General features: G+C 45.8%; 19 protein-coding genes. 10 read left to right on the top strand and 9 right to left on the bottom strand.

Translation table 11 applies throughout. The annotated features are described in order from the left end of the window. Positions 1 to 210: 210 nt before the first annotated feature. Together G548_RS0113170 and ytvA are read right to left on the bottom strand one after the other, a co-directional pair. Complete coding sequence (locus tag G548_RS0113170; protein WP_027847408.1) at positions 211 to 411, bottom strand: cold-shock protein; 201 nt, start codon at positions 409 to 411, stop codon at positions 211 to 213. Positions 412 to 596: 185 nt separating this feature from the next. Next, positions 597 to 1,388 (bottom strand): YtvA family blue-light photoreceptor, encoded by a 792-nt coding sequence (gene ytvA / locus G548_RS0113175; protein WP_022794623.1) that lies wholly within the window; start codon positions 1,386 to 1,388, stop codon positions 597 to 599. 251 nt (positions 1,389 to 1,639) lie between these two features. Here ytvA and G548_RS0113180 point away from each other — a divergent pair, with 251 nt between their 5' ends. Continuing rightward, entirely contained in the window at positions 1,640 to 2,059 is a 420-nt protein-coding gene (locus G548_RS0113180) for an organic hydroperoxide resistance protein (RefSeq protein ID WP_022794624.1), read from the top strand. Between the two features lie 79 nt (positions 2,060 to 2,138). Here G548_RS0113180 and G548_RS0113185 read toward each other — a convergent pair whose 3' ends face one another. Next, on the bottom strand, positions 2,139 to 2,363 hold the full coding sequence (locus G548_RS0113185) for a hypothetical protein (RefSeq protein ID WP_022794625.1): 225 nt from the start codon (positions 2,361 to 2,363) through the stop codon (positions 2,139 to 2,141). Positions 2,364 to 2,610: 247 nt separating this feature from the next. On the opposite strand from G548_RS0113185, the gene cshA reads away from it, so the two are divergent. The 5 genes from cshA (at position 2,611) to G548_RS0113210 (ending at position 9,240) form a co-directional block, all read left to right on the top strand. Then, on the top strand, positions 2,611 to 4,062 hold the full coding sequence (gene cshA, locus G548_RS18200; RefSeq protein WP_022794626.1) for a degradosome RNA helicase CshA: 1,452 nt from the start codon (positions 2,611 to 2,613) through the stop codon (positions 4,060 to 4,062). Between the two features lie 142 nt (positions 4,063 to 4,204). Beyond that, positions 4,205 to 6,094 (top strand): ABC-F family ATP-binding cassette domain-containing protein, encoded by a 1,890-nt coding sequence (locus G548_RS0113195; RefSeq protein ID WP_022794627.1) that lies wholly within the window; start codon positions 4,205 to 4,207, stop codon positions 6,092 to 6,094. A gap of 164 nt (positions 6,095 to 6,258) precedes the next feature. Further along, the gene (locus tag G548_RS18205) at positions 6,259 to 6,612 is read left to right on the top strand and encodes a winged helix-turn-helix transcriptional regulator (protein ID WP_022794628.1); all 354 of its coding nucleotides are present in this window, start codon (positions 6,259 to 6,261) and stop codon (positions 6,610 to 6,612) included. Next, positions 6,612 to 7,166: a 3-dehydroquinate synthase II domain-containing protein gene (locus G548_RS0113205; protein WP_022794629.1), complete on the top strand. Its 555-nt coding sequence runs from the start codon at positions 6,612 to 6,614 to the stop codon at positions 7,164 to 7,166. Before G548_RS18205 ends, G548_RS0113205 begins: the two co-directional genes overlap by 1 nt. 193 nt (positions 7,167 to 7,359) lie before the next feature. Next, on the top strand, positions 7,360 to 9,240 hold the full coding sequence (locus tag G548_RS0113210; RefSeq protein WP_022794630.1) for a cation:proton antiporter: 1,881 nt from the start codon (positions 7,360 to 7,362) through the stop codon (positions 9,238 to 9,240). Positions 9,241 to 9,320: 80 nt separating this feature from the next. Here G548_RS0113210 and G548_RS0113215 read toward each other — a convergent pair whose 3' ends face one another. Both G548_RS0113215 and G548_RS0113220 read right to left on the bottom strand, forming a co-directional pair. Beyond that, a complete protein-coding gene (locus tag G548_RS0113215; protein WP_022794631.1) occupies positions 9,321 to 10,322 on the bottom strand; it encodes an NADP-dependent oxidoreductase in 1,002 nt (333 codons plus the stop codon). 22 nt (positions 10,323 to 10,344) lie between these two features. Beyond that, positions 10,345 to 10,860: a cupin domain-containing protein gene (locus G548_RS0113220; protein WP_022794632.1), complete on the bottom strand. Its 516-nt coding sequence runs from the start codon at positions 10,858 to 10,860 to the stop codon at positions 10,345 to 10,347. Between the two features lie 165 nt (positions 10,861 to 11,025). On the opposite strand from G548_RS0113220, the gene G548_RS0113225 reads away from it, so the two are divergent. The 3 genes from G548_RS0113225 to G548_RS0113235 all read left to right on the top strand — a co-directional run bounded on the left by G548_RS0113225 (position 11,026) and on the right by G548_RS0113235 (position 12,818). After that, positions 11,026 to 11,346 carry a DUF2325 domain-containing protein gene (locus G548_RS0113225; RefSeq protein ID WP_022794633.1) on the top strand — a complete coding sequence of 107 codons (321 nt, stop codon included), beginning with the start codon at positions 11,026 to 11,028 and terminating at the stop codon, positions 11,344 to 11,346. Between the two features lie 18 nt (positions 11,347 to 11,364). Further along, entirely contained in the window at positions 11,365 to 11,817 is a 453-nt protein-coding gene (locus tag G548_RS0113230; RefSeq protein ID WP_022794634.1) for a hypothetical protein, read from the top strand. A 101-nt stretch (positions 11,818 to 11,918) separates the two neighbouring features. Next, the gene (locus tag G548_RS0113235) at positions 11,919 to 12,818 is read left to right on the top strand and encodes a diacylglycerol/lipid kinase family protein (protein WP_022794635.1); all 900 of its coding nucleotides are present in this window, start codon (positions 11,919 to 11,921) and stop codon (positions 12,816 to 12,818) included. 28 nt (positions 12,819 to 12,846) lie between these two features. Here G548_RS0113235 and G548_RS0113240 read toward each other — a convergent pair whose 3' ends face one another. After that, positions 12,847 to 13,965 (bottom strand): oxidoreductase, encoded by a 1,119-nt coding sequence (locus tag G548_RS0113240; RefSeq protein ID WP_022794636.1) that lies wholly within the window; start codon positions 13,963 to 13,965, stop codon positions 12,847 to 12,849. A 175-nt stretch (positions 13,966 to 14,140) separates the two neighbouring features. After that, positions 14,141 to 14,323, bottom strand: a complete 183-nt coding sequence (locus G548_RS0113245; protein ID WP_022794637.1) for an SE1832 family protein — start codon at positions 14,321 to 14,323, stop codon at positions 14,141 to 14,143. A 145-nt stretch (positions 14,324 to 14,468) separates the two neighbouring features. On the opposite strand from G548_RS0113245, the gene G548_RS0113250 reads away from it, so the two are divergent. Further along, complete coding sequence (locus G548_RS0113250; RefSeq protein WP_022794638.1) at positions 14,469 to 15,293, top strand: ABC transporter ATP-binding protein; 825 nt, start codon at positions 14,469 to 14,471, stop codon at positions 15,291 to 15,293. Between the two features lie 58 nt (positions 15,294 to 15,351). Here the strand turns inward: G548_RS0113250 and G548_RS0113255 are convergent, their stop codons facing one another. Both G548_RS0113255 and G548_RS0113260 read right to left on the bottom strand, forming a co-directional pair. Continuing rightward, positions 15,352 to 17,319 carry an iron ABC transporter permease gene (locus G548_RS0113255; RefSeq protein ID WP_169435250.1) on the bottom strand — a complete coding sequence of 656 codons (1,968 nt, stop codon included), beginning with the start codon at positions 17,317 to 17,319 and terminating at the stop codon, positions 15,352 to 15,354. A gap of 65 nt (positions 17,320 to 17,384) precedes the next feature. After that, entirely contained in the window at positions 17,385 to 18,398 is a 1,014-nt protein-coding gene (locus tag G548_RS0113260; RefSeq protein ID WP_022794640.1) for an ABC transporter substrate-binding protein, read from the bottom strand. Positions 18,399 to 18,454 lie beyond the last annotated feature (56 nt).

Genomic DNA, 18,454 nt, shown 5'->3' on the forward strand with positions numbered 1-18,454 from the left:
AATAATACTTATCTTGCAAACCGCATAGTTCCAAGTTCAGAAGCTAAAACCCTAACCTTGTTCAAACTAACGGATCAAAATAGTAATCTCATTGTATCATGTTAACCAAATTATAGCAACAGACTTTAATAGTTAAATATTAAAGAATAAGTAAGCTTTTTAAAAAGAAAAAACCACTCTCCCAAAAGAGAGCGGCTTTATATGGTTTAATTAGTTTTTAGTGACGTTTGCAGCTTGTGGGCCGCGGTCGCCTTCTACTATTTCGAATTCTACCGTTTGTCCTTCTTCTAAGGTTTTAAAGCCTTCTTCCTGGATAGCGGAGAAGTGAACGAAAACGTCGTCTGCACCTTCGCGTTCGATGAAGCCAAAACCTTTTTCTGCGTTAAACCACTTAACTGTACCTTGTTCCATAAAAATAATCCTCCTGCGTGCCTCATGGCACAAATGTTACTTATCTTGCAAACCGCATAGTACCAAGTTCAGAAGCTAAAACCCTAACCTTGTTCTGACTAACGGATCAAAATAGTAATCTCATCATATCATGTGCTCCAAACAATAGCAATACATTTTGCGAACGAATTTTAATGGCATCAATATCAACTGTTACGCTGCTTGAAACGAATTGCATCTTTAACTGTCCCAAAGGTCTGAAAAGCGGAAAAATCAAAATCCATATCTTTGGACCTTACCGCGAGACTTGGAGAAATGCCGGTTACAATCAGTTCTGTGCCGAGCAATTTCAAAAGATCATTTAGAGTAAATATTCCTTTCATAATATCGTCATTTAGTGTAGAAAGACCGGAAAGGTCGACAATGAGTGTTTCTACTTTGGAGTGATGAATTACATCAGTAATATTTGTGAAAATAATCTTCAGTCTCTGCTCATCGACGTTACCGATTAGTGGCATCGCGTACACACTATTAATGATTGGAACGATAGGAGTGGAAAGAAGGTTAATTTCATTGAAATACTCTAAAGCCTCTTTTTCTGCATTTTTTTGTTTCGTAATATTTTTTTGCACTCCAATAAAATAATATTTATCTTCTTCCGGTTCATATACAGGATCAATATGAAGCTCGTTCCAAAACTTAGTGCCGTCTTTCCGGTAGTTAGTAATTTCGATCGAAATTGGTTCATATTTTTTCAACGCTTCTCTCATGCGATCAATAGTATGAATATCGCTCTCTGGTCCCTGGAGAAAACGACAGTTGCTTCCAAGAATCTCCCCGGCAGAATATCCGGTTAAATTGCAAAAACCGCTATTCGTATAAATGATGGGATTGTCTTCTATATCCGGATCAGTAATGATGACTCCGACACGGGTATGATCAACGGCTGTGAGCAGTAAAGAATTAGTTGGGGTTTTTAATGGGAAGTCCTGATTCATGATTTCGGCCACTCCTTAATCGGGGAATTGTTTTCAAAGTAAAAGGTCTTCAGGCAGTCATTTTCACTTAATCTTCAATGATTTTATAACAGCGGCCCTTCCCGGGCAACTGCCGTATTTACTATTTCTTCAGCTTATGTGAAAAGCAATCCAATAAATTACATTGGAAAGATGGATGTTTAAAAAGTGGAGTAAAAGTGTATAGTAACTATTGGAATCAATCGTTATTAAGTTGAATGGAGGAGTTATGTATGGCAGAAACAATATTTACTTCAAAAGCTACTGTAGAAGGCGGTCGTGAAGGTCATGTTCGTTCTGAAGATGGAATGATTGATGTGAATCTGGAACAGCCAGGTTCAGGTTCTTCCAAATCAGGGTCCAATCCGGAACAACTCTTTGCGTCAGGTTATGCAGCCTGCTTTGATGGCATGCTGAACCTTCAGGCAAGCAAGAAAAATAAAGACGTTTCTTCTAAAACAACTGCAGCCGTTAGTCTGCAAAAAGACGAATCCGACGGCATGTTCCAATTGGCTGCTGAACTCACAGTAGAAATCAGCGGTGTTTCAAAAGAGGAAGCAGATGAATTAGTGGATCTTGCCCACCAGTACTGCCCTTATTCCAAAGCTACACGAAACAACATTGAAGTAAAGGTTCAATCTGAAGTGAATTAAAGACGTAAAGAGGGCCCGCAGTGAAAAGCGGACCCTCTTTATATGTATACCGCTGCTTTCAGAGAAAGCAGGGAAGAGTTTAACGTGAAAGGTTTTCTTTAAAATTGTTCATTGGAGAACGGAGAGTGATGATACACTCTTTATGGTAATACTCTTTAACACCCTGGAGGAGCGCCTGTTCAGAATCGCAATAATAAATCTGTCCACGGCCTAAGTCCATTTGCTCGATATCTTTGAGTGTTCCCACCGTGACTTGCCTTCCAGAACGGTCAACAAAATATGCGAATTTGTTTTCCACAGCCATTTACCCGTCCTCCTTACATAGTTTATATGCGTAATTAAATGAAAATTTTGTAATTTAATTATATCGTCATATATATACACTGTTCAATGCAGTTTATGTTACGTTTTCATTACAATTAAATGATCAGTGTGAATTTGTAGTTAATTTCTATGGAATATGAAAATTAGATGGATTTCTTTTCATGAATATGGTAATGTTAATTAGTTCATACGAAATGATCGAATAAGCATAAAAGGGGAATATATACTTGACTTTATTTTCAGAACTAAGATTGGAATCACCTATTCTTCAAGCTATTGAAGAAATGGGATTTGAAGAAGCAACACCCATACAATCGGAAGTTATTCCAAAAGCGAAGAACGGAACGGATATTATTGGCCAGGCACAAACTGGTACAGGAAAAACTGCAGCTTTCGGCATACCGCTTCTTGAAGCAGCCGATAAAACAGCTAACGCTCCGCAGGGCATTGTACTTGCCCCTACTAGAGAGCTTGCTGTGCAGGTATCCGAAGAATTAAACCGCCTCGGAAAGCATAAACGTGTTACAGCAGTAGCCGTTTACGGAGGACAGGATATTCAGCGCCAAATCAAAGCGCTGAAAAGAAAACCGCAAATCATTGTAGCAACGCCGGGGCGTTTAATGGATCATGTGCGGAGAAAAACGATCGACCTTGGAAAAATGAATACGGTTGTTCTCGATGAAGCAGACGAAATGCTCAGCATGGGATTTGTGGATGACATTGAAGAAATCTTAAAGGATATCCCGGAGCCGAGACAAATGCTTTTATTCTCAGCTACTATGCCTCCAAAGCTGAAGCGTGTAGCAGATAAATTCATGACTAATCCTGAGCAGGTTCAAGTAAAAAACAAGAGCATGACAGTAGCGAAAATCGATCAGTATTATATCGAAGTGAACGAACAGGAAAAGTTCGAGACGCTTTGTAATATGCTCGATTATACTCCGCCGGAGCTTGCGATTGTCTTCGGACGTACGAAGCGCCGCGTAGATGAACTCGCAGAGGCATTATCAAGACGCGGTTATGCAGCAGAAGGAATTCATGGCGACATGAAGCAGGCTCAAAGAGATAAAGTGCTTCAGAAATTCAAAAAAGGTACGATTGAGCTATTGATTGCTACTGACGTAGCTGCCCGCGGCATTGACGTGAGCGGTGTCACACACGTATACAACTTTGACCTTCCACAGGACCCGGAAAGCTATGTGCACCGGATCGGCCGTACAGGACGGGCAGGAAACGAAGGCGTAGCATACAGCTTCGTACCGTCAAGAGAAATGACGCACCTGCGTCTTATCGAAAAAACGGTTCAGGCCAAATTGAAAAAAGCACCAAAGCCGACGAGAAACGATGCAGTTGAAGGCCGTGCCCAGCAGGCCGTACAAAAACTGGTCGGATCGATGGAAGTCGACGATAACGAATACTGGGAGCGTACAGCAGAAGAGCTGCTGAATGAATACGATGCAAAAGAAATCGTAGCAGCGGCGCTGAAAATGAACGCACGCGAAGTGAAAGAAGAACCGGTAAAACTTACTTCGGAAGCGCCGATTCGTAATAAGGGCTCTAAAGGCCAGGGCAAGCCGTCTTCGAAATATAAGCAAAAGCGTCCTCAGGGGCAGGGGCACGGCTCCAGTAAAAACAGCCGGCCGCCAAGAAACAAAAAGAAAAGAATGGATCTTTCCTAATTCTAATTTTTCGCATAAGAGCACTTTCCCAGCCTGATGGGAAGTGCTTTTTTGTTTTCCGGACTTTAAATAGCCCAGGGTTTTTCAGGAGCGCGAGCAAGTATGCTAAGATAGGAAAGGACGAGAAAGGAACGGTGAGAGCATGAGTCTGCTTGTAGCAGAAAATTTATACCAGACAACCGGCACAAAGGTGCTTTTTGACCATATTTCATTTACGATCGAGCCTGGAGACCGTATCGGGTTGATCGGTGTTAACGGAACAGGGAAATCTTCGCTTCTCCGCGTGATTTCTGAAATTGATTCCTCGGAGAAGGGGAAGCTTCAGCATTCCAAACAGCTGAGGATTGAATACCTGCCACAGGATCCGGAGCTGCCGGAGGAAGAAAACCTGATTGATTATTTGTATGAAGGCTCTTCCGATATTATGAAAGCAGTGAAAGGTTATGAAAAAGCCCAGGCACGTTTAGAACAGGAGCCCGAAAGTGAAGCTGCACAGGAACAGTGGATGAAGGCCCAGCAGAAGATGGATCAGCTCGGAGCATGGGAAGCAGGCACTGTAGCCCAGCAGGTATTAAACAGACTGGGGCTGACGGTTTATAACCAAAAAATTAATGAACTCTCCGGGGGTCAGCGTAAAAGAGCTTCCATTGCCCGGGCGCTTATTCAGGACTGCGACATTCTTATTCTTGACGAGCCGACGAACCATCTCGACGATGAGTCGATTAACTGGCTTGAAAAATATTTGTCCAACTACAACGGAGCTTTAATTTTAGTCACGCACGATCGTTATTTCTTAAACCGAGTAACGAATAAAATCTTTGAATTGGAACGCGGCCGGCTTTATGAGTATGACGGCAACTATGAATTGTTTCTGGAAAAACGTGCAGAGCGTGAAGCAAATGAAGCGCATGCCGAAGCCAAACGGCAGAACACATTAAAGCGTGAGCTGGCCTGGCTTCAGAAGCAGCCGAAGGCTCGCGGTACAAAACAAAAAGCCCGGAAAGAACGGGCAGAATCTTTAAAACAGCAGGAGGGGCCGCCAAAGAAAGAAGAGCTGCAGGTTCCGGTAGGCTCTACGAGGCTTGGAAAGAAAGTAATAGAAGCGGAGGATCTGGAAAAATCCTACGGAGAGAAGAATATGTTTTCCCAGTTTAACTATATGTTTACACCGGGAGAAAAAATAGGAATTGTCGGTCCGAACGGTACTGGAAAAACGACGCTTTTAAACATTCTGGCCAACCGCACCGAGCCTGACGCCGGGGATGTCGTGTACGGCCCGACCGTAAAGCTTGGCTACTATTCACAGCAGCAGGAAGAATTGGATGAATCCAAGCGTGTGCTCGAATATATTCGTGATATTGCCGAAGTTATATATACTGTTAACGGTGAAAGTATTTCGGCTGAGCAAATGCTTGAGCGTTTTCTGTTCGAACGTGAAGATCAGTGGACGTATATTTCACGTTTGTCCGGTGGTGAAAAAAAGAGGGTGTACCTGCTCAGTATTTTAATGACCGAGCCGAACGTATTATTTATGGACGAGCCGACGAACGATCTGGACGTACAGACACTCAGCGTACTCGAAGAATACCTTCAGCAGTTCCCAGGCGTAGTCGTTACCGTTTCCCACGACCGCTATTTTCTTGACCGGGTAGCTGAAAAGCTGTTTGTCTTTAATGAGTCTTCCCAGGTCACCTTATTCGAAGGGAATTACTCAGAATTTATGAGTTCAGAAGCGGATGCTTCCCGTCCGGCGCTCAGTAAAGAGAAGAAGCCGGAGCCAGCAGCAGTCAGCAGCGCGGCTGGGGAAAAGAAAAAAATGTCCTATAAAGAAAAGCAGGAGTGGGATCAGATCGAAGAGCGTATTGCCCGTCTTGAAGATGAACTGGCGGAAGCAGAGCAACAGATGGAGCAGAGCGGCAGCGACCTCGCGGCTATCGAAAAATGGTCCAATATCCAAAAGGAAACCAATGAAAAGCTGGACCAGGCGATGACACGCTGGGCTGAGCTCTCGGAAATAGCAGAAGAACAGTAGAACCCAGCAGTCTCTTAAAAGAGGCTGCTGCTTTTTTTGAAGAAACAGGTTCTATACGTTTATTCACGTGTCTTTAAGGCTATAATACCTACATGTAATATATTTGTGCATACTTATATCCGAATATATAGTAGTTTCTTTTTTTAGATTAAAGGAGTGAAAGAATGACAATAGAAGAAAGAGAAAATATAAAAATTACGCTCGACAAAGTATGCGGGAAGTGGAAAGCGGTCATTCTTATGGAGCTGGTTGGGAAAACGCTCCGTTTCAGTGAGATTAAACAGCAGCTGCAGCAGATTAATCATCAGACATTAATCAAGCAGCTTAAAGAGCTCGAACATGACGGATTAGTATTACGTCATGCTTACGCGGTGGTCCCGCCGAAGGTGGAATACTCTCTTACAAGCTACGGGGAGTCACTCGAATCTCTTCTCCGGGAGCTGGAAAAGTGGGGGAGAGAACACAAAATGAAAATGGAGGAAGAAGGCAAAAGCTCCTCCGGAAGCAGTGGGTGCTGATGAGTATGATGGAAAATGAGGTATGGAAGCTGGGTATTGTGGAAGCAATAGAGCCGATGGGGGAAGGGTCACGTGTCTGTATAGACGCAGCAGATATTTTGTCTCCAGCTGAAGGTCTGCTTGTCGGGGACACAGGGCACGGGTACATTTATACGCTCTCGGAAAACCGTACGACCAGCACGTACCCGGCCCGCGTGTTTCGTATCAACGCCGGAGCTGTGCACCAATACATTTTTGAAGAGGAAAAAACGAGATATCTCGCAGAAGTAGAGCATGATGAGCCGGTGACCGTATACGAAGGCAAAGCTTCGCGTCAGGTGCCGGTAGGGAGAGTGAAAATTGAAAAACGCGAACTCGTGAGAGTCAAGGTCCGCGCAGGGGATACGCACCTGTCCGCCACGTTGCAGTGGGCGGACAGCGTTTATTTAATGACGGACCAATATGAGCCGATGGCTTTGAAAGACTGCCGGCCCGGAGACCGGATCTACTGCAGACTCGATGAGCCGGGACGTCATCTCGGAGAGGCTGTGCAGGAAGAAATAAAGGAAAGATAACGAAAAGCATGCTTTGTGTAAAAGCGTGCTTTTTTATGAAAAAATATATATTTATAAACTGCTTTGATTGAAACAATAGGGTTTAGTATAGTATCTTTTTATTTCAAGTGATTAAAAAGTGAAAGGAATACGAATTACATACAAGATTAAACCCAAAGAGAAAAAAACGGGAGTGGAAAGAAGGGAAAATAGTATGCTGGACTCTCTATTGTTTCAACTAATGCTGATCGGTGCCGTCGGGATCGGCTCCCAGTGGATTGCCTGGTTCTCTAGGCTGCCGGCCATAGTCGTTATGTCTGTGGCCGGGCTTTTGATCGGGCCGATATTTGGACTGATTAATCCTTCCGAAGCATTTGGCGATCTGTATGGTCCCATCGTATCGATTGCCGTAGCTATAATTTTGTTTGAAGGAAGCCTGAATCTTGATTTCAGAGGGCTTCAGGGGCTTCAGAAGCCTGTGTACCGTATCATCACGATAGGAGCTTTGCTGGCCTGGATACTGGGCTCATTAACAGCCCACTTTGTGGCAGGCTTATCGTGGGAAGTATCCTTTATTATCGGTGGTTTGCTGATCGTCACGGGACCTACCGTCATTCTGCCGCTTCTCCGGCAGGCAAAGCTGAAGCCGAGGCCGGCCAGAATACTTAAGTGGGAAGGAATTGTCGTTGACCCGTTTGGCGCTCTTCTAGCAGTATTTGCGTTTGAAATTATCCGCACTTTCACTTCCGAAGAGTCGGCTTTCGTATCACTCGTTAATTTCTTTATGGCTTCGTTGTTTGCTGTCTTTCTGGGGATTCTGTTCGGAAGAATTATCGGTTGGACCTTTGAACGGGGTCATGTGCCGGAGTTTCTGAAATCTCCGGTCGTTCTGTCGATGGTGATTGCAAGCTTTGTCATTTCGGACGTAGTCATGCATGAAACGGGACTGTTGGCCGTTACTGCGATGGGAATGACAATTGCGAACCTGCGTATCAGCTCGATCAGCGATATGCAGCACTTTAAAGAAAATATTTCCGTGCTGCTGATTTCGGGTATATTTATTATGCTGACAGCATCACTCGACCGGGCTACGCTGATGCAGATTTTCGACCCGCAAATTATCGCCTACGTCCTTTTGATGCTGTTTTTAGTTCGTCCGCTTTCAATATGGCTATCGACCATAGGGACCGATTTAACATTTGGGGAAAAAGCGCTGGTCGGCTGGATCGCTCCCCGGGGGATTGTAGCTTTAACAGTAGCAGGGTATTTTGCAAATGTGCTTGAAGAATACAACTATGCCGGGGCTTCTATTATCACTCCGCTTACGTTTGCGCTCGTGTTTGCGACTGTATGCTTCCATGGGTTTACTATCGGGCCGCTTGCCAGAAAGTTAAATCTTTCAAAAGAGGGACTTCCGGGAGTTCTGTTTGTAGGAGGAAGTTCCTTTACGACAAATCTTGCTCAAAAGCTGAAGGAAATGAATGTGCCGGTTCTGATTGCCGACTCTTCGTTTGAACATTTGTTTAATGCCCGCAAAGCGGGAATTGCTTACTACCGGGGAGAGATTCTCTCCGAGCAGTCGGAGTATTCACTGGACATGACCCCATATAATAAGATTATCGCGGCTACCGACCGGGATTCTTATAATTCGCTGGTTTGTACCACCTTTGTCCCCGAATTCGGAAGGAAGGATCTGTTTCAGCTCAGCTGGCATCAATCAGACCGGAATGAACCCGATGAACTGATGAGAAAAGTCGGCGGCCGCGTACTGTTTGAAAAAGGCGCGACGTTTGAAGAGCTGAACTGGAAAGTAGATGCGGGTTACGTATTTAAATTAACGTCTTTAACAAAAGAATATTCATACCAGTCATATTTAAATGACCGGGCGGAGGATGTAGTACTGATCGGCATCCAAAAACCGACTGGGCGCCTGGAGTTCTTTGCTCTTGATAATGCAATAAAGCCTGAGGCAGGAGACAAAATTCTCAGCCTGAGTCCGCCAAGCAACCAGGAGGTAAAAAAGAAAGAAGAACTAAAGGAACAGTCAAGAGAAAAGCAGAGTGCTCGTAAGCCTTCGGGACCTTCCTTAAATTAATGAAAGTATAAAAAAGCCGCCTGACCAATTTTATGGTCAGGCGGCTTTTTTTATTTGTAGTGCGCATTGGAATGCTGGTGTTATTGGGAAACATCCACGAGCAGCTTGCCCGTGTTCCGGCCGGTGAACAAGCCGATGAATGCTTCCGGAATGCGGTCGAATCCGGTGAGAATTGTTTCTTCATACTGCAGGTCCCCGGAAGCTACCCAGGCTGCAAGCTGTTTGGTTGCTTCATCAAATTCATCAGCGTAATCGCCTACGATAAAGCCTTTCATCAATGCGCTTGATTTAATGAGCTTGAATTGGACTCTCGGTCCGTAATTGTCCGGATCGTTATAAGTAGAAATTGCCCCGCACTGAACTACACGGGCAAATTTATTTAAATGATCAAGCACAATATCGCTCATTTCACCCCCGACGTTGTCAAAGTACACGTCTACTTTGTCCGGGCATGTCCGCTTGATGGCTTTTGTTAAATCCTCTGTTTTGTAATTGATTACTTCGTCGAAGCCAATGCTTTTCATGTAATCGAGCTTTTCATCGGTACCCGCAATGCCGACTACACGTGCGCCCTGCATTTTAGCAATCTGCCCGGCAAGTGAACCGACAGCTCCGGCGCCGCCGGAAATAACGAATGTTTCTCCCTCTTTAGGCTGGCCGATGCTGAGGGTGCCGAAATAGGCGGTGAGACCAGGCATGCCGACAGCGCTTAAATAAGCAGAAACCGGAGCTGCTTCCGCCTGGACCTTCCGTACATCCGAAGCGCTCACGTTAACGTATTGCTGCCACGGCAGATTACCGGTCACGTAGTCGCCTTCGTTTAAAGAATCGTCGCGGCTTTTAAGCACCTTTGCAATGGCCCCGCCGGCAATTGGTTTATGAAGCGGAAAAGGAGGAACATATGATTCGCGGTCGTCCATTCGTCCTCTCATATAAGGGTCAACAGAGATATAGATCATTTGCAGAAGAGCTTCTCCCTCTGCTGGTTCGTCGATTTCTACGTGTTTAAATGCGAAGGTATTTTTATCGGGCAGGCCTTTTGGTCTTTCGTGCAGGAGTATTTGTCTCGTTTTCGTTGCCATTTTATATGCTGCTTCCTTTCGTTTATGAAAAATTTGTCCAATAAGTAAAAAGTGGTCCATCTGAGCCGAAAACGGGATCGTAATCGGGAAGAGGAACGCGGTAAATATTGTTTATCTTTTCCGGGCGCTCGGAAGGGTCCCCGGTGCACATATCATAATCCGAACCGCCTGGATAAGCACCAATAACTGCAAAGTCTTCACTCTGCTCAATGAGTTTATGGCCGTATCCAGCCGGCAGAATCAATACGTCGCCGTGTTTTACATTAAGCTGTGGGCCCTGTTCGCCGCCTATGTGCAAAAGGGCGGAACCACTTACGCATCCGAGCACCTCATGCGAATTACTGTGATAATGATGGTATTTAAATACACTTCCTTTCCATGCTCCCAGCCAGTTATTTGAATTAAAAAGTTCTTTAACATCCTCAGAGCCGGTTACAGTCTGTCTATAAACGAGCGCAGGAAAACTCGGATGATTAGGTATCTTACCGTCGTCTCCCACGGTAAATGTTTCTATATGAACTTCTTCGCGGCTTTTCATACAAGTGCCTCCCTTTTTGACTGACTGACAGCATACTCTATCAAGTATATTCCACATAGAGGAAGAATAAAAACTTCAGGTTCAGGAATAAATATTGACATTGAGAATCGTTTTCAATAAACTATACATAACAAATGAGAATTATTTTCAAATAGGAGGATAAACATGGACGGATTGATGATCATTGGAGCAGACAGACTGGGGGCCATACCCGACCGGTTAAAAGAATTAGGCTTTCAGGACATCAAGCATGTCACCGGGCGTAAAGTAAAAATGGTACAAAAGGAAATTCCGCCAAATATTGATCTGGTGCTTGTGCTTACTGATTTCATCAATCACAATGTTTCTGCCAAATTAAAGGAACGGGCCAAAAATCAAAACGTACCGATCTGCTATGCGAAACGGTCCTGGTGTTCTATTTATAAAGCATTGAGTAATAGTGATGAAGTGTGTGCGAAATGTCCAATGCTTCAAAAATGTAATTAATGAAGGAGCGGTATAAGGGTGAAAAAGCAGCATCATGCGAAAAGAATAATGCCTGAAATTGATGATTTGTTTATTTCTATTATTCAGAATGTAATGAAAGAACTGACAGGAGCAAGTATTGAGAGTCAGCTGGATGTAGTAAAGTGTGTAAAAAAACACTGGAAAACAATCGGTGTTTCTTCGCCGGAACAGGAGTCGCAAAAGGTTGTGCTGTACGCAGCTTTGATGGATGAAAGCCTGAAGGCTTACCGGAACATAAAAACACTGCGGGGAGCACAATTTATTTCGCTAGAAAAAGGCGGGGCCTGGTTTACCGGGAAAAACCCAAAGGAAGTGCACGTTTTGACATATACAGAAAGCGCAAGCATGAAATCAGTATGGAGGCGCAAGCCCTGCCCGACCGGCGCAGAGCGTATGTACTGGTCTAATTTATACACTGGTTCCAAAAGAATGATTCTGCACTGCGAATAGAAAGCATCTCCCTTGTTTTTTACTCTAAGGAAATGGGAATATACGGTTAGCGTCTTCTAAACAGGAAGCCGTGTATTTGACAGGATAGGGGAGACGTTCATATGTATCAAAAAGCTTTACTTATTATTAACGGAAACAAAGACGTTAATGAAAAACAAAAGCAGTTAAATACATTTATCCAGGTATGGGGAACTTCTATTGTGGAGCTTGTCATCAGGCAGGCGCAGTCCAAAGAAGATGTACGTAAAACGTGTGCTTCGATAGATGAACAGGTAGAGGCAGTATTTATTGCCGGCGGCGACGGGACCATTCATGAAAGCATCAATGGATTGATGGAGTCCCCGTATGCCCCTGATGTAGGTGTGCTTCCATACGGCACCTGTAATGATTTCTCAAGATCTCTCGGTTTGGCGCAGAATCCAAAGCGGGCTATGACAGATATGCTTGAAAAAAACACGAAAGAAATCGATATCGGTTCCATGAATGATCGTTTCTTCGCTAACTTTTACGGAATAGGTTTGATTGTGGAAACGTCGGAAAATATTGATGAAAACTTAAAGGGCGCGATCGGAAAGCTAAGTTATTTTATCAGCACGCTGCAAACTGTTCAAAATCCGGAAGTATTTTCTTATCAAATGAAAATTGACGGAGAAAGCTACACCGGGGAAGCGGTAATGATTCTGATCATGAACGGCCACTCCATCGGTACAAACCAGGTGCCGGTAGGAGACACCTCAATGCAGGACGAGCAGTTCGAGATTTTTATTGTTCCAGAGGGCGGCAACAGCTTAATGAGAGAATTTTTTGCAACGATGGGGACTAAGGAAATTGATAATGAAAACAGCCCCATTGAGCACGTGCTCGGCAAAAATATCGAGTTGACTACAGATCCGGTAAAACAGGCAGACACGGATGGAGAAGTTTATACCGAAACGCCTGTAAAAATCAATTTAGGGGAGAAAAAAGTACGGTTTCTCGTTTCCGGAACCCCTGCAGAATAGGAGAGGCCAAGCCGGCCTCTCCTTATTTTTATTCTTTGAAGATATTTTGTTCAAGCTCTGCATCTTTCACATTAGCAAGCGGCTGCATAATAAGAGAAGGATCGAAGCTGTTCAGCGACTGGCCATGGAGAATGCGGTGGGGGGCATCGGGATTGGCCAGAGCGGTTCTGCCAAGAGACACAAAATCAGCAGCACTTTCATCGATGGCGTGGGACGATTTTTCCGGGTCTCCAAGGTCTCCGTTGGCAATGACCGGGAGCCCGCTGTATTCTTTAGCCGCCTGGGCCATGCTGAGTGTGTCATTTCCAAAGCCGTCACCGAGGCCGTCACCGTCCGTAGTATGAATATAATCGAGCGGCGTCTTCCCTAGCTCGGAGAAAATAACTGCAGCATCTGCCTCTCCGCCCGGCCAGCGATAAGAGCCATCTGTTACTTTGGCCTGCGAAATACGAATGCCCAGAATAGGGACAGGGCCGATGGCTTCGCGCACGGCTTCAATTACTTCGGTGAGAAAGCGTACACGGTTTTCCACGGGACCCCCGTACTGGTCTGTACGCTTGTTGGTGGAAGCGGATAAAAACTGATCAAGCAGATATCCATTCGCTCCGTGAAGCTCTACACCGTCGAATCCCGCTTCTAATGCATGAAGAGCAGCCTGAATAAATCCCTGCTTAGCAGTCTCCATATCATCCTCGTTCATGGCTTTTGGGACTGGGAAAGCTCCCTGGCCGCCGTAGGAAGATACTTTTTCAGCAGGAGGCTGCACAGAAGAAGCGGAAGCTGTTTCGCTTGTGTACTGATTGTACTGGGACTGAGCGCCGGCATGCATAAGCTGGGCGATCATTTTGCTTCCGTGCTCTTTAACTGCTTTTGTGATCGGCTCCCATCCCTGCTGATGCTTTTCATTGGCGAGTCCCGGCTGATTGGCGTAGCCCTGGCTGTAAATTTCATCGGTGTAAATTCCCTCCGAAATAACAGCGGAAAAACCACCGAGAGCATAACGCTCATAGTATCTGCGCATCCGGTCGTTTGGCGTACCGTCATCATCTGCGCTAATCCGTGTCATCGGAGCGACGATCAGCTTATTTTTAAAAATGTGGTTGCTTATATGCTGCTGGTTAAACAAGGTTTCTTTTACTTGTGCCATACTACTCCTCCTATAACTTCATCGTTTTCTCTCCCATGTCATTCCCGTTTTCAGCATTGGGAAACTGACTGAAATTTTAAAAGTGAAAAATAAGAATTGCTTGGCTGTTTAGAAGGAAGGGTGCACCACGTCAGTAGGTACATCGGCACAGGAAAGCGGGCCGCGACTGGCCCGCTTATTTATTGTATTCCCGGATTTGTGTATTAATGTCATGCATTTCTTTTTCAAGAATGTCGAGCTCGCGCATAATACCGTCAGTATTACCTCCGAAAGATTCGAGTTTTTCCAGATCTCCCTGTATGCGTACATAATCTGATTTTAACATGGCCAGCTGGTGGTCAAGTTCGCGAAGAGTCATAGCAGGATCCGCCTCCATAATAAATTTGTACATCTGTTTGCTATTTTAACGCAAAATCGTTATAATTTTAAATGAAAATCATTATCAATTTTATGAACGGCATAGGATAAAACTAAGATTGTAGAAAAGAAAGGGGCTTGCGACGGTGGCAAGACTTCAAGCAGAGCAGGTAGACGTTTCCTACGAAAATAAACAAGTCCTGAAAAATATCAGCGTTGACATACCGGAAGGAAAAATTACGTCCATTATCGGGCCCAACGGCTGTGGTAAATCCACGATCCTTAAATCACTGTCCCGTATACTGACCCCTGAAGAAGGCGGCGTTTACTTAGACGGCAAATCCATTCATGAAATGAAAACAAAAGAAGTGGCTAAAAACATGGCAATGCTTGCCCAGACTCCGGATATTCCGCTTACGTTAACGGTGGAACAGCTGGTATCATTCGGCCGGCACCCGCATCGCAAACGCACCCGGAAATTAACTGCGGAGGATAACGAGGCTATTCAAAAAGCCATGACGGATACTGGCGTTTTAGAATTTGCCAGCCGGACTCTGGATTCTCTGTCCGGCGGCCAGCGCCAGCGGGCCTGGATTGCTATGGCACTGGCACAGGATACGGACCTGCTGCTTTTGGATGAGCCGACAACTTACCTTGATATGGCCCATCAGCTTGAAGTGCTGGAGCTTCTTCAGGAGCTGAATGAGAAAGAAAGCCGTACGATTGTGATGGTGCTTCATGACTTAAACCACGCTGCCCGGTTTTCTGATCATTTAATCGCTATGTGCAGCGGAGAAGTCCAGTGTATTGGATGTCCCAATGATGTGATTTGTAAAAACGTGCTCCGCCAGGTGTTTGGTATTGATGCCCACGTCGTAACCGATCCCAAAAGCGGCAAACCGCTATGCATGACGTATGATTTAATCGATCGTACACCTGCTTCCGCAACGGAAATCTCACAAACAAAATAAAAATAAGTAAGGCCAGGAACTCCGTGAGGAGCCTCCTGGCTTTCTTTCTGCATAATTATTATGATTTAGAGCTTCTGTGCATCAGCCATAAAAAGAACGGTGTGCCAATCACAGCAGCCACAAGCCCCGAAGGGATTTCGTCAGGGGCAAGCACGGTGCGTCCAATGGTATCAGAAAACACCAGAAGAGAGCCGCCGATGAACAGGGCTACGGGGAGAATACGAACATAATCCTGTCCAACAAGCATGCGGGCTAAATGAGGTGCCACAAGCCCGATAAAGCCAATTGTGCCAACGGCGGCCACTGCCATTGCAGCACAGAAGGTGGCAAGCAGTACGGCGGCCCACCGGGCAAAGGTTAAACGCTCTCCAAGAGCGATCGCTGTCTGGTCACCTAGCGCAAGCACGTTCAAGGAAGGAGCTAAATACCAGGCAAGCGGTACGCTTACGGCAAGTGGAAGCAGCAGAAACTGCAGAAGCTCTTCGTAGCCGGTTGCATAGGTGCTGCCGGAGAGCCATGTTAAAGCAGCGGCAGCGTTTAAATTGAATCGGGTGATCATAATTTGTGACAAAGCGCCGCCTACAGCTGAAAGTGCGATACCTAGAAGGGCCAGGACCGCGGGATGAAATTTGGTTTTCCAGGAGAAAAACAGAATCACGCCCACCGCTGCAAAAGCTCCGGCAATGGCTCCAATCGGAATAAAGGCCGTGGGAATATCCCTAAAAAGAAAAAGCACAAACAGGGCTCCTGCGCCTGCTCCTGAGGTCACCCCGAGCACTGAAGGATCTGCGAGGGAGTTGCGCAGAATGCCCTGATACAGCATGCCGCTTAGTGCAAGCAGCATACCAGCCGTAAGCGCCGTTAAAAGCCGCCCGAGCCTTAAGTCGAATATGATAAACCGCTGGCCACTGCTTTCCTCTGTAAACAGAGCCTGCCAGGTGTCAGCGAAGCTGAAGCCTGTGGAGCCACCGGCAAGTCCCACAAAAAAAACGAGCGCCGTAAACAAAACAGCACCTGCTAAAACGACAGGATACTTCAGTTCACGTCTTTTACGTCCACCTCCAATAGCACTTTGCTGCTCCGTGCCGAAAAAAGAGCCCCGGTGTCTTAAAATGAGCCACACAAGAAACGGAGCGCCGACTATCGATGTAACAGCTCCGACAGGAAGCTCGCTGAGGGAAGGGTCGACGGCCCTTCCCAGTACGTCCGCCCCGATCAGAAGCACAGCTCCCCAAAGCATGGACCCAAACAAAAGATTGGAGTGAAGCTGATAGCCCATCAGGCGTGTCAAATGAGGAGCTACCAGGCCGATAAAGCCGATGGGACCAACAACACTTACCACAATAGCTGTAAGGCCTACAGCAAGGAAAAACATAAATGCCTGCGTAGCCCGTACGTTTTCTCCGAGTGTCGCCGCCTGATTTTTGCCAAGCAAAAGAATATCGAGACGGGGGGCGTAAAAGAACACGAGGAACAAAAGCACGATCAGTACAGGGAATACAAAACGGACACCGCTCCAATCCTGCTGTACAAGGGTGCCGTTACCCCATAAAAACAAGCCGGCGGTCTGTACTTCAAAAAATATCTGAAGAACAGCTGTAAATGATGAAAAAGCAATAGACAGTACGAGCCCGGCTAAAGCCATCCGCACTGGTGTAGCTTCAAGGCCGCCGGCCATTGTAAACACCATTAAGGCGGCCAGACATCCGCCGACAAACGCAGCGATAAACCCGCTCAGACCCAGCCAGTCCGGCAGTATGGTAGCAAAAGCTACAATAAAAAAATAGGCACCGGCATGAACTCCTAATGTGCTCGGAGCTGCCAGCGGATTTTTTGTGATCGTTTGAAAAATGACGCCGGAAGCAGCCAAAGCTATGCCTGAGAGAATCCCAATAACGATTCTCGGGAGATATACAGTCCGGAAAATACTGCTTTCTGTAGAATCAGTTTGCTGCAGAAGCTCCCACCAGGAGAGCACCGAAAAAGTACCGGTGCTCTGCACAAGATGCAGATATACCAGTACCAAGAGAAAAACTGCTCCGCTAGTATACAGCAGAACAGCTCTTGAAACGAACGGGGATGAATTCATAATTACTCCTCATTTGTTAAAGTGTCGGCCACCTCTTCGGCGAACACTTCGGATGAAAGCGGGCCGCCGTATGGCCATGTAGAGCTCGGAAGACGATGAACATCATCGTTTTGAACGAAGGATAAACTATTCCATACTTCATTATTATTCAGTGTTTCTTCAATCGTATCACGATCGCCTTCCGGTGTGGGAATATCTATAAATGTCTGGTCCTGATAATTTTCGAGTGCATCGACGCTCGTTTCTGTATAGCCGTATTCTTCAAACTGTTCGGACTCATAGGCGTTCTCGACGCCAATCTGTTCCATCGTCTGGGCGGCGAGCGAATTGTCGGCAAACAGTCGGAACGTTACGTTTTCGTTAGCCAGATAGGAAAGGGAAAGCAGCACTTCCTCGTCACTGCGCCCGGCATCTTCGATTTCAGTCGACAGTTCATCGTAGGTGTCATCCAGGTCATTTAAAACCTGGTCCGCCTGGTCTTCTTCACCCACCGCTTTAGCAATGCTTTCGAAGGTGGATTCCATTTCTTCATACTGATTGCCCTCTCCCTCGGCAGGGTATGGATTATACATCAGCGTCGGGGCAATTTCTTCAAGCTCCTCTTTGATATCTTCATGGCGGTAGCCGGCGGTAATAATTAAATCGGGCTCAAGCTCGGCAATGCGTTCGAGGCTCGGCTCCTGCCTGGTGCCGACATCCTGAACGTCTTCAGAAGGGGCCGGCTCGATATCAGCCAGGTAATCGTTATAGCCATCGAGGTCAGCGATACCGGCAGGCTGCATGCCCAGGGCGAGCAAATCCTCTGCGTACACCCATTCAAGGGCGACTACATCTTCCGGTGTTTCGTCGAGAGTCACTTCATTGTCATAGCCATCGGTTACCGTTACCGATTCGCTGTTTTCAGAGTCACTCCCGGACTCCCCAGAACCGCCGCTGTCATCTGAGGAGCTGCATGCGGCAAGTGAAAGCGATAAAGCCGGTATTGTTAAAAAAGTTATAAAAATCTTTTTATTCATATGTATATCCCCCTAATTGAAAAAGATTATCAATATCAACAAATCCGACTTTACTA

This window comes from Marinococcus halotolerans DSM 16375 (assembly GCF_000420725.1).
GTDB classification, from domain to species: Bacteria; Bacillota; Bacilli; order Bacillales; family Marinococcaceae; genus Marinococcus; species Marinococcus halotolerans.